Origin of the sequence: Zoogloea sp. (assembly GCF_044344315.1) — a bacterium.
Lineage (GTDB): Bacteria > Pseudomonadota > Gammaproteobacteria > Burkholderiales > Rhodocyclaceae > Zoogloea.
In genome coordinates, this window is sequence record NZ_JBIJDC010000040.1 from 25,269 (window position 1) to 35,559 (window position 10,291).

The 10,291-nt window shown below is 68.3% G+C and carries 10 protein-coding genes; 9 read left to right on the forward strand and 1 reads right to left on the reverse strand.

The genetic code is table 11. The features are described from left to right. Positions 1-127: 127 nt before the first annotated feature. The gene (locus tag ACIQ09_RS10695; protein WP_398309082.1) at positions 128-1,321 is read right to left on the reverse strand and encodes a hypothetical protein; all 1,194 of its coding nucleotides are present in this window, start codon (positions 1,319-1,321) and stop codon (positions 128-130) included. Positions 1,322-1,516: 195 nt separating this feature from the next. Here ACIQ09_RS10695 and ACIQ09_RS10700 point away from each other — a divergent pair, with 195 nt between their 5' ends. The 9 genes from ACIQ09_RS10700 to ruvB all read left to right on the forward strand — a co-directional run bounded on the left by ACIQ09_RS10700 (position 1,517) and on the right by ruvB (position 9,814). Beyond that, on the forward strand, positions 1,517-3,817 hold the full coding sequence (locus ACIQ09_RS10700) for a VanZ family protein (protein WP_398309052.1): 2,301 nt from the start codon (positions 1,517-1,519) through the stop codon (positions 3,815-3,817). A 51-nt stretch (positions 3,818-3,868) separates the two neighbouring features. Further along, a complete protein-coding gene (locus tag ACIQ09_RS10705; RefSeq protein WP_398309055.1) occupies positions 3,869-4,837 on the forward strand; it encodes a prenyltransferase in 969 nt (322 codons plus the stop codon). Continuing rightward, positions 4,834-5,532: an HAD family hydrolase gene (locus tag ACIQ09_RS10710; RefSeq protein WP_398309058.1), complete on the forward strand. Its 699-nt coding sequence runs from the start codon at positions 4,834-4,836 to the stop codon at positions 5,530-5,532. Before ACIQ09_RS10705 ends, ACIQ09_RS10710 begins: the two co-directional genes overlap by 4 nt. Further along, complete coding sequence (locus ACIQ09_RS10715; RefSeq protein ID WP_398309061.1) at positions 5,532-5,846, forward strand: hypothetical protein; 315 nt, start codon at positions 5,532-5,534, stop codon at positions 5,844-5,846. Before ACIQ09_RS10710 ends, ACIQ09_RS10715 begins: the two co-directional genes overlap by 1 nt. Beyond that, complete coding sequence (locus tag ACIQ09_RS10720; RefSeq protein ID WP_398309064.1) at positions 5,843-6,454, forward strand: glutathione S-transferase family protein; 612 nt, start codon at positions 5,843-5,845, stop codon at positions 6,452-6,454. The genes ACIQ09_RS10715 and ACIQ09_RS10720 overlap by 4 nt, the downstream gene beginning before the upstream one ends. 15 nt (positions 6,455-6,469) lie before the next feature. Beyond that, entirely contained in the window at positions 6,470-7,060 is a 591-nt protein-coding gene (gene ruvA, locus ACIQ09_RS10725) for a Holliday junction branch migration protein RuvA (protein ID WP_398309067.1), read from the forward strand. A gap of 14 nt (positions 7,061-7,074) precedes the next feature. Next, positions 7,075-7,566 (forward strand): DUF4442 domain-containing protein, encoded by a 492-nt coding sequence (locus ACIQ09_RS10730; protein ID WP_398309070.1) that lies wholly within the window; start codon positions 7,075-7,077, stop codon positions 7,564-7,566. 86 nt (positions 7,567-7,652) lie between these two features. After that, positions 7,653-8,744: an AI-2E family transporter gene (locus ACIQ09_RS10735; protein WP_398309073.1), complete on the forward strand. Its 1,092-nt coding sequence runs from the start codon at positions 7,653-7,655 to the stop codon at positions 8,742-8,744. Then, positions 8,741-9,814 (forward strand): Holliday junction branch migration DNA helicase RuvB, encoded by a 1,074-nt coding sequence (gene ruvB, locus ACIQ09_RS10740; protein WP_398309076.1) that lies wholly within the window; start codon positions 8,741-8,743, stop codon positions 9,812-9,814. The genes ACIQ09_RS10735 and ruvB overlap by 4 nt, the downstream gene beginning before the upstream one ends. Positions 9,815-10,291 lie beyond the last annotated feature (477 nt).

Here is a 10,291-nt window from a genome sequence, read left to right on the forward strand (position 1 = left end):
GTCAGGGCGGAGGTTATCCGATAAGCACCGCTCGGCCGTCCGAAGGTGCTCGCACCGCAGCCCGTCAGGGCGGAGGTTATCCGGTAAGCACCGCTCGGCCGTCCGAAGGTGCTCGCACCGCAGCCCGTCAGGGCGAAGGTTCTCTGGCGAGCACCGCCTCCGCCCGCTGAAAGGCCCCGGGCGCCCAGCGGGCGGGTTCCACCAGGGGCCGGGTACCGATGGGGAAACGGAATTCGGCCACCGGCCTCAGCGTCGTCTCCTCAACCCGTTCCACCCGGCCACGCAGCAGCGAATCGGTCGTCAGGGTGAAATCCAGCCGCGCCGGATCAAGGGTGCCCGGTGGCAGGGCATGGTTGCCCCGGTGCCAGCCCGGCAGGGCCAGGGTGAACATCCCCACGCCCACCGTGAGATTGTTGCGCGCCACCACACGGGTATCGGCAGGCAGCCTGTCGCCCCATACCCGGGCAAACAGGGCCGGCCGCCAGCCCTCGCTGATCAGCGTATTGTGGGCCATGAGCAGGCGGTTCTCCGGCCAGTGGCTACCTTCGGCGCCGTAAGCCAGCAGGGTGGGGTTGGCGCTGTCCGCCCCCTGCCCGATCACATTGCCCACCACCGCCGCCACCCCGCCTTCGGGAAACTCCAGTTCGTATGAAGCATGCCCGGCCGGCCCATCCACCAGCAGGTTGTAGCGGATGTCGTTGCGGCGGGCCCGACTTTTCAGGAGATGCCCCTGGTAGCCACCATGAAAGCGGCTGCCCTCCACCGCCAGACGCGCGATGCGACCGACGTAGAGCAGATGATGCAGGGCACGGGTGTTCCGGGGAGCATCCCGGAACACACTGTCCACCACCCTCAACTCGGCATCCACAAAGTTGGCGGTGAGGATGCCGTGCTCGTTATCCTCGAAAAGGCAGTCGCTCACTTCCAGACGACCGCGCTCAAAGCGGATCCCGGCACCATTGTGGTCGGCCGCGCGGGCGCCGCGGAAGGCGATGTTACTGACCTTGAAACGCCCGTCGGAAAACACCCAGATCGCCTTTCCAGCGGCCACGGTGCCCCCTGCATCGAGCACCGGACGTGCACCGACGCCACGGATCTCCAGGGATTTCTGCGGCCATACGGCCACGTCGCCGAGATAGGTGCCGGGTTGGATCAACACAGTGTCACCGTCCCGAGCGAGGCGCGCGGCGTCGGCAACGCGGGTTAACGCCGCGCCGGGACCGACGACGAGGGTCGCGGCGGAGAGCGGCATGGCGCTGACGATGAACGCAAGGGCAAGGATACGTCGATGCACGCGGGCCGATTGTTGGTCTGACAACACAGCGTCGGGATGGGAATAAAGTGGCACAACGCCATGCTAAACGTATTCGTCACCGGCCGTCGGGTCCTGCATTGAGCAGCATCCGGATGCTGAGTACCATGGCGGATTCCTCTTACAGGCCGTGATTCCAGCATGCCCCCCCAAGCCCAGTTTTCCGGCACGGACCGGCGGCCCCCCCCGCAGGACCCGGCTCACGTGCTGTCACGCTTGTGGACCTACGTCTTCCTTGGCAGCCTGACCTTCCTCATCTATGGCAGCCTGGTGCCCCTCAACTATCAGCCCATGCCCTGGCGCACGGCAGTCGATGCCTTCCTCGCCCTGCGTGATGCACCCCAGGGCCAGGGCGGCAGCATCGACTGGGCCAGCAACTTCCTGCTCACCGTGCCCATCAGCTTCGCTGCCGGCGCCCTTTTCCTGCCTGGCCAGTCGGGCCTCGGGCGGCTGCTGGCCAGGGGCCTGATCGTGATCGGCATCGGCCTGATATCAGCCGGGGTCGAGTTCACCCAGCAGTTCTTTCCCCCCCGCAACGTCTCTCTTAGTGACATCCAGGCCCAGGCGCTCGGCGCCGTCGCCGGCCTGATGGGCCAGCACATCTGGGGCGAACCGGTGTCCCGCTGGCTGACTGGCTGGTGGCAGCACGAACGTAGCACCGACCGGCTGGTCCGCGTCCTCAAGCTCTACCTTGTCGTATTAGCGGCCTTTAACCTGCTGCCCCTCGACCTGACCATCAGCCCGGTGGAGATCTATCACAAGTGGTCGGAGGGGCGCATCGTGCTGATCCCGTTCGCCGGCCTCCGGGGATCCCTGGCAGACCGGGTCTACGAGTGTTTCACCGACATGGCGGTGTGGATGCCGATCGGGGTTTTGCTGAGCCTGTCCGGGCGTGGCCGGACGCTACAGGTTGCACTGATCGGCATGCTGCTGGCGGCGGCCCTCGAGAGCCTCCAACTGTTCGTCTACTCCCGCTGGACAGACATCACCGACATCGTGCTGGCCGGCGTGGGCAGCTTCCTCGGAGCCGCCCTGGCCCGGCCTCTACGTGCCCCCTCCCCAAGCCGCCAGCGTTCAGAGGGGGGCTGGTATGCCGCCTGGGCGGGGTGGGCGGTTTCAATTCTCGCGCTGTTTTGGTTCCCCTTCAATTTCCAGCTCAGTCCAGTCGAAGGTTCATTGCTGCAGGTTCCCTTCGCCAACTACCAGGTCCAGGACGAGTACAACGCGGCCAATGAAGTGCTGCGCAAGATCGGCCTGTTCCTGCCCGGTGGCTTGCTGTGGGGCATGGCGCGTGCCAGCCGGCGACAGGACGGGCGGCACAGCCGCTCCGGCGTGGGCGTGCTGCTCGTCATCGCCCTGCTCGTGGAAGGCGGGCAGATCTTCCTGCCCGGCAAGGTGGCCGACCCCACCGACGTGCTCCTTGAACTCCTAGGCGGCTGGCTCGGGCTGCTGCTGGCGACAACGCTGATGCGCGCCGCAGACCAGCCCTCGAGCCCGACACCGCCACCGCCCTTCGCGCGCGCCGCGCCCTCACCGGCCCCAAAAGCGTCAGGTCAGCCGCGCCCGGTGTCCGCCCGCCCAACCGGCCTTCCCGGTCTGGGCAGCCACGCTCTGGCTGTGCTCGGGCTGGCGGTAGCCATCGGCATCGCGGTGCGCCTGCCGGGCGTACCCTACAACGTCCGCGAACTGGTGTCCGGCGGCCCCACCGGCGCCCTGTCCCTGCTGTCACTTGCCGTCGCCAGCTATCTGCTCGCCAACGCGGCGCTGCCGCTGGGCAACGGCCGGCTGGCATCGCGCATGCTCGCGGCACCCCTGTGGCTCGCAGCCAGCGGCACCCTCGTCTTTACCCTGTTGCGCATCGGTGTGCCCACCGAAAGCATGGATGACATCGTCGGATCCCCCGTCCTGGGCTGGCGGTGGGAGTGGGAGCGACTGGGCCGCTTCATCGCGCTGTGGATGGCTGTCGGCCTGCAGGTCATCGGCGGCTTCGCAGCCGCTGCCGCCCTGGGCAATGCCCGCCGTCTTCCGCTGCTGCTCAACTGGGCCATCGTCGCCGCCGTCGCCGCCGGCCCCCTGTTCCATGTGGTCATCACCCTGGCCGCCACCGACAACCTCACCGAGCTGGTCGGCCGCGGCGGCAGCTTCGTGGCGAGCGCACTTCTTGCCCTGGGTCTGATGGCCGTCGCCCTGAGCGGTGCCAGCCTGTCGGCCCTGGCCGTCGGCGCCCGGCCCCGCGCGGGCCTGGCGCTCGGTTTCGCAGCAGGGGCCGCGCTGGCGCCGCTGTGCTTCATCCTTGGATCGGAGGCCACCATCGTCAAGTACGACAAAGTCTTTTCGGCGCTGCAGTTCCTGCTGAGCACCGACAGGGGGCACTATGCAACAGGTGCGGCGCTATGGCTGCGCCTGGCTGCGGCCATTGCCGTTGCCATCCTCGCCTTGTCGGCACTGCAGCACCTCCACTGGCGCAGCTTGCTGGCAGGCGAGACGCGAGGCCGCAAAGCTTGACCCCGTCGCAAAGGGAACGCAGCATAGGTTGCCAAATTGCCTGCATCTACCATGTCTCAGACACGCGTCCCCGCCGAACCCACGCCCGGCCTGCGTGCCAGGCCGCTTCTCGCCGCGCTCCTGGCCACCCGCCCGGCCTTTCTCGGGGTCACCCTGTTCGCCTGCCTGATCGGCCTGGCCACGGCCCATGGCAGCGGCGTGCCGGTAGACACGCCCAAGGCGGTGCTGACCGTGCTCTTCGCCCTGCTCGCCCACGCCGGCATCAACGTGCTCAATGACTACTACGACGCCCGCAGCGGCGCCGACGCGGCCAACACCGAGCGCCTCTTCCCCTTCACCGGCGGCAGCCGCTTCATCCAGAACGGCGTGCTCAGCGAAGCCGAGACCGGCCGCCTGGGTTATGCCCTGCTGGCCCTGGTAGTGCCGGCCGGCCTGTGGCTCAGCCTGCAGTCGGCGCCGGGGCTGCTGTTGATCGGCCTGGCCGGGCTGTTCCTGGGCTGGGCCTACACCGCGCCACCCCTGGCCCTGGTGAGTCGGGGCCTGGGCGAGGCTGCCGTGGCGGCGGGCTGGCTGATCGTCGTGGCGGGCGCCGATTTCGTGCAGCGCGGCGCCTTCTCGGCCACGCCCCTGGTCGCCGGCCTGTCCTATGCATTGCTGGTGGCGGCCATCCTGTTCATCAACGAATTCCCCGACCGGCGCGGTGATGAGGCCGCCGGCAAGCGCACCCTGGTGGTCCGCCTGGGTCCCGACAACGCCAAGTGGGCCCTGCTCGGCCTGGTGCTGGTGGCCTACGCCTGGCTGGTGCTGATGGTCGGGCGCGACCGCCTGCCCCAGGGCGCCGCCGCCGCCGCGATGACCCTGGTGTTCTCCTTCCGGGCAGCCCGCACCCTGATGGCCCACGCCCACGAGCCCGCCGAGCTGGCCCCGGCCCTCAAACTCACCATCCTCGCTGCCAACCTGCACGGCCTGGTGCTGGCGGCCACCCTGGCCTTCGGACGCTGGCCCGGAGCCATCCAATGACGCAAACCCAGCCGTTCTCCCTGCCCTTCGCCCCCGACGACATCCACGCCGTCATCTTTGACATGGACGGGCTGCTCCTCGACAGCGAGCGGGTGGCCCTGGCCACAGTGGCCGAAGCGGCGGCAGAACTGGGCGTGGCGTGGCGCTACGAGGTGGGCCTGGCCCTGGTCGGCCTCAACTCGAAAGACGGCCCGGCGGTGATCCGCCAGCACCTGGGTGAGGACTACCCCACGGCCGCGCTCTACGACACCTTCGGCCGTCTGTACGAGGTAGCCATCGCCGAAGGACGCATCCCCCTCAAGGGCGGCGTCACCGCCCTCTTCGACGTGCTCGACACCTTGGGCCTGGGCCGTGTGGTGGCCACCTCCACCCGCCGTTCCCGGGCCGAACCCAAGCTGGCGGCCGTAGGCTTGCTGCCGCGGGTGCACGGCATGGTCTGCGGTGACGAAGTGAGCCGCGGCAAGCCGGCGCCCGACATCTTTCTGGCCGCTGCGGCGCGGCTTGGCGTGGCAGTGGAGAATTGCTTGGTGCTGGAAGACTCCAACGCCGGCGTGCGCGGTGCCCTGGCGGCCGGCACCCGGGTAGTGATGGTGCCCGACCTGCTGCAACCCGCCGACGACCTGCGCGCCGCCCGGGTACCGGTGGCAGCCAGCCTCCACGACATAGCCGGCTTCCTGGCCACGAGGCGCGCCTGATGCGTACAGCCCTGCTCTTCGCCCTCCTGTTTCAGGCCGTTCCGGCCCTGGCCCAGGACACCGGCTCCACCGCCTTCTGCCTGTTTCCCGTACCCGCCGATGGCGGGGTGCAACGCTGGATCAACCTGGGCATCGTCCAGTACGTGGATGCCCGGCCCGACGATATCCGCATCTACTACGGCGGTGGCAACCTGGGGAGCGGCCACGAGGCCCGCATCCCGGTGAAAAACCGCGAGGAGGCCGACGCCGTCCTCGCCCGCCTGCGCCGCAGTGCTGCCCTTTGTGCTAAACCCGCCTCCGGAGGCTCCCCATGAAACTCATCGGCATGCTGGATTCACCCTTTGTCCGCCGCACCTTCATCAGCGCCCGGATGCTCGGAATTCCCCTGGAGCACCAGTCCCTGTCGGTCTTCCGCAACTTCGACGCATTTCACGCCATCAACCCGCTCGTCAAGGCGCCGACCCTGGTGTTCGACGATGGCGAGGTGATGGTGGACAGCTCCCAGATCATCGCCTGGCTGGAACACGTGGCAGCCCCCGGCCACAGCCTGTGGCCCACCGACCCGACCCTCTACCGGCGCTGCCTGCAGCTCACCAGCCTGGGCCTGGCCGCCGCCGAGAAGAGTGTGCATCGGGCGTATGAAACCAAGGTGCGTGACAAGACCCTCCGTGACCCGGACTGGCTGCGCCGGATCGAGGGGCAGATCGCCGACACCTACGCCGTACTGGAACAGCACGTGGGCGATGACGACTGGCTGTGTGGCGAGCGCCCCACCCAGGCCGACATCACGGTAGCGGTGGCCTGGCGTTTCACCCATTATTCGGCCCCCGGCCTGGTGGCCGACAGCGACTACCCGGGCATCGCCGCCCTGGCGGCCAGTGCCGAGGCCCTGCCAGCCTTCACCGCCGCCGATTACTCGTAACCCCTGAAAGCACTCATGATCGGACGCATCACCGGCCGCCTGGCCGAGAAGAACCCCCCGCAGATCCTGGTGGACGTGAATGGCGTCGGCTACGAGCTGGAAGTGCCCATGAGCACCTTCTACGGCCTGCCCGCCACCGGCCAGACTGTCAGCCTGTCCACCCACCTGGCGGTGCGCGAAGATGGCCACTTCCTGTACGGCTTCGCCACCGAGGACGAGCGGGCTGCCTTCCGCCAGCTCCTCAAGGTCGCCGGCATCGGCGCCCGCACCGCCCTGGCGGTGCTCTCCGGCCTGTCGGTGGCCGATCTGGCCCAGGCCATCGCCCTGCAAGAGAGCGGCCGCCTGGTGAAGATCCCCGGCATCGGCAAGAAAACCGCCGAACGCCTGCTGCTGGAGCTGCGCGACAAGCTCGCCAAGGCACTGCCCGCCGTAGCCGGCAGCGTCGCCACCAGCCTCCCGGGCGGCGACCGGGCCGACATCATCAACGCCCTGCTGGCCCTCGGCTACAACGAAAAGGAAGCCCTCGGCGCCGCCAAGGCCCTGCCCGACGGCATCGGCGTCTCGGACGGCATCCGCCAGGCCCTCAAGGGTCTGTCCAAGGCCTGAGCCGGCACCGCCCCATGAGCCAGAAACTCAAGCAGGGCTTCATGCGCAACGTCAAGCTGGGCAGCGGCAGCCTGCGCCTGCTGATGAACCTGTGGCCGCCCTTCATCGGCGCCGGCATCCATGTGGAACGCATCTCCCCCGACTACACCGAGGCGCAGGTGCGCATGCGCATGGGCCTGCTCAACCGCAACTACATGGGCACCCACTTCGGCGGCTCCCTGTACGCCATGACCGACCCCTTCTTCGCCCTGCTGATCATGCACCAGCTCGGGCGCCGTTACGTGGTGTGGGACAAGGCCTCAGCCATCGACTACCAACTGCCCGGACGCGGCACCGTTCGCGCCACCTTCCGCATCACGCCCGAGCAGATCGACGCCATCCGCCAGGCCACCGCCAACGGCGACAAGCACGAGCCGACCTTCTCGGTGGATGTGCTCAATCGCCAGGGCGAGGTGGTGGCGCGGGTCGACAAGACGATCTACGTACGCCTGAAGCCGGCTAGCTGAACGTCATCGGAGCTGCGGTAGCTGCCATGCTGCAGGGCGGAAGAATCAGGGATAATCCCCGCAAGCCCACACGAGACCCCCACCCCATGACGCCCCGACGCACTGCCCAGCTGGCCATCACGGCCGTGCTGCTCCTTGGTTGCGCCTTCGTGCTCAGCCCCTTCTTCGCGGCCATCCTGTTTGCCGGCACGGTGTGCATCACCACCTGGCCCCTGTACCAGTCCCTGCTGCGGCGCCTGCGCGGACGGGAGGGGCTGGCGGCGATCACCATGACCCTGCTGCTGACGGCGGTGCTGCTGGTGCCGATGATCGGGCTGACGGCCTCCCTGACCGACTCGGCGGTGGACCTGGTGGACTACATCCGCACCCAGATCGAACAGTCCGACGGCCGCCCGCCGGCCTGGCTGAAGGACATCCCGCTCGTGGGGCCGGACGCCGACGCCTACATCCGCAAGCTCACCCACAGCCAGGTGGAGATGCGCAAGCTGGCCCTGCAGGCGGTGGAGCCGGCGCGCAAGTTCGCGCTGGGCCTCGGCGGGCTGGTCGGCCAGGGGCTGCTGCAGATCTCGCTGGTGCTGTTCATCGTCTTCTTCCTGTACCGCGATGGGGCGCGGATCCAGGCTCAGCTGGAAAACGGCGCCGCACGCCTGGGCGGCGAGTTGTGGGGTGAGCTGCTGGAACTGGCGGGCAACACCGTCAAGGCGGTGATGATCGGCATCGTCGGCACCGCGGCCGCCCAGGCCCTGGTGGCCCTGGTGGGCTTCCTGATCGCCGGCGTGCCCGGCGCCCTGCTGATGGCCGCTGGCGTGTTCTTCCTGTCCCTGGTGCCGGTCGGCCCGCCACTGATCTGGGGTGGCGCAGCCTTCTGGCTGTACCAGCAGGGCGAGAGCGGCTGGGCCATCTTCATGGTGCTGTGGGGCGTGCTGGCCATCAGCTCGGTGGACAACTTCCTCAAGCCCTTCCTGATCAGCCGCACGGCCAGCCTGCCCATCCTGCTGATCGCCCTCGGGGCCTTCGGCGGCGTGCTGGCCTTCGGCTTCATCGGCATCTTCCTCGGCCCCACCTTCCTGGCCCTCGGCCAGGCCCTGTTCATCAGCTGGACCGCCAGCCGGCCCGTCGAGGCAACTGACGAAGCCCTGAGCGATGCGCGGGAAGAAGCCATGGAGCGCGGCGCATGATCCAGACTGACGACATCAAGGGCGGCGCACCCGACCCCTCTGCCCGCCTCATCACCCCCCAGCGTGCCAGCAACCAGGAAGAAGCCCTGGAACGGGCCCTGCGCCCCAAGCGTCTGGCCGACTACGTGGGCCAACAGAAGATCCGCGACCAGCTGAGCATCTTCATCGAGGCCGCCCGCAAGCGCGGCGAAGCCCTGGATCACGTGCTGCTGTTCGGCCCGCCGGGCCTGGGCAAGACCACCCTGGCCCACATCGTGGCCGCCGAAATGGGGGTCAACCTGCGCCAGACCTCCGGTCCGGTGCTGGAGCGGGCCGGTGATCTGGCCGCCCTGCTGACCAATCTGGAGCCCCACGACGTCCTGTTCATCGACGAGATCCACCGCCTGAGCCCGGTGGTGGAGGAGATCCTCTACCCGGCGCTGGAGGATTTCCAGATCGACATCATGATCGGCGAAGGCCCCGCCGCCCGTTCGGTCAAGCTGGACCTGCCGCCCTTCACCCTGGTCGGTGCCACCACCCGCGCCGGCATGCTCACCAACCCCCTGCGCGACCGCTTCGGCATCGTCTCCCGGCTGGAGTTCTACACCGCCCAGGAGCTCGCCTACATCGTCAGCCGTTCCTCACGCCTGCTCGACGTGGAGATCGACGACACCGGCGCCTTCGAGATCGCCCGCCGCGCCCGGGGCACGCCCCGCATTGCCAACCGCTTGCTGCGCCGGGTGCGCGACTACGCCGAGGTGCGTGCCGACGGCCGCATCACGGCCGAAGTGGCCGACCTGGCCCTGACCATGCTGGACGTGGATCACCTGGGCCTGGACCTGATGGACCGCAAGCTGCTGGGGGCAATGCTGGAGAAATTCGGTGGCGGCCCGGTGGGCCTGGACAACCTGGCCGCCGCCATCGGCGAATCGTCCGACACCATCGAGGACGTGCTGGAGCCCTACCTCATCCAGCAAGGCTACCTGCAGCGCACACCGCGAGGCCGCATGGCCACCGCGTCGATCTGGCAGCACTTTGGGCTTAAGGCGCCAGGGCAGGGTGGACAGCTGTGGGAAGAAGGCGCGGGCTGACGCGCGGCAGGACGGCCCGTGGGGTCGAATTCATTGGCGATGTTCGCGTTAGGTATGTACACACTGGCCCTGGCAGGCACGCCGGGCTTGGTGAGCCTTGCCTGTCGGGGGGGAAGCGCTTTTCAGACTTTCCGTGAAGGTCGTTGTCTCATTCCGTTCGACCTCGAACCGGTGAGCCCTTGCGGGACGGTGTTCCGGTGTTTGGCGTGAGGTTGGCCGGGATTTCGCCCCGGCGGGCGACCTCCTTTCTTGCTTCGCCAAGAAAGGAGGCAAAGAAGGCGACCCGCCACCCCCGGTCGGCCTGCGGCCGACTGCCCTGAGCTGCTCCCAGCAGGCGGCCGGCGCGGAACGGGCTTTTCGGATGCACCGAGCCCCTGCGGAAATTGAGTCGGGCACTGGCCGTTGAGCACCTGCATTTCCTCTCCCCTCTGGCGTGCCGACTGGAGGTGATGACGGGCGGAAAAAGGGCTTCGCATG

Excerpts from the sequence above, each read along its gene's own strand:
- ACIQ09_RS10705 (WP_398309055.1), top strand. The coding sequence starts at position 3,869 with ATGTCTCAGACACGCGTCCCCGCCGAACCCACGCCCGGCCTGCGTGCC.
- ruvB (WP_398309076.1), top strand. The coding sequence starts at position 8,741 with ATGATCCAGACTGACGACATCAAGGGCGGCGCACCCGACCCCTCTGCC.
- ACIQ09_RS10720 (WP_398309064.1), top strand. The coding sequence starts at position 5,843 with ATGAAACTCATCGGCATGCTGGATTCACCCTTTGTCCGCCGCACCTTC.
- ACIQ09_RS10735 (WP_398309073.1), top strand. The coding sequence starts at position 7,653 with ATGACGCCCCGACGCACTGCCCAGCTGGCCATCACGGCCGTGCTGCTC.
- ruvA (WP_398309067.1), top strand. The coding sequence starts at position 6,470 with ATGATCGGACGCATCACCGGCCGCCTGGCCGAGAAGAACCCCCCGCAG.
- ACIQ09_RS10710 (WP_398309058.1), top strand. The coding sequence starts at position 4,834 with ATGACGCAAACCCAGCCGTTCTCCCTGCCCTTCGCCCCCGACGACATC.
- ACIQ09_RS10715 (WP_398309061.1), top strand. The coding sequence starts at position 5,532 with ATGCGTACAGCCCTGCTCTTCGCCCTCCTGTTTCAGGCCGTTCCGGCC.
- ACIQ09_RS10730 (WP_398309070.1), top strand. The coding sequence starts at position 7,075 with ATGAGCCAGAAACTCAAGCAGGGCTTCATGCGCAACGTCAAGCTGGGC.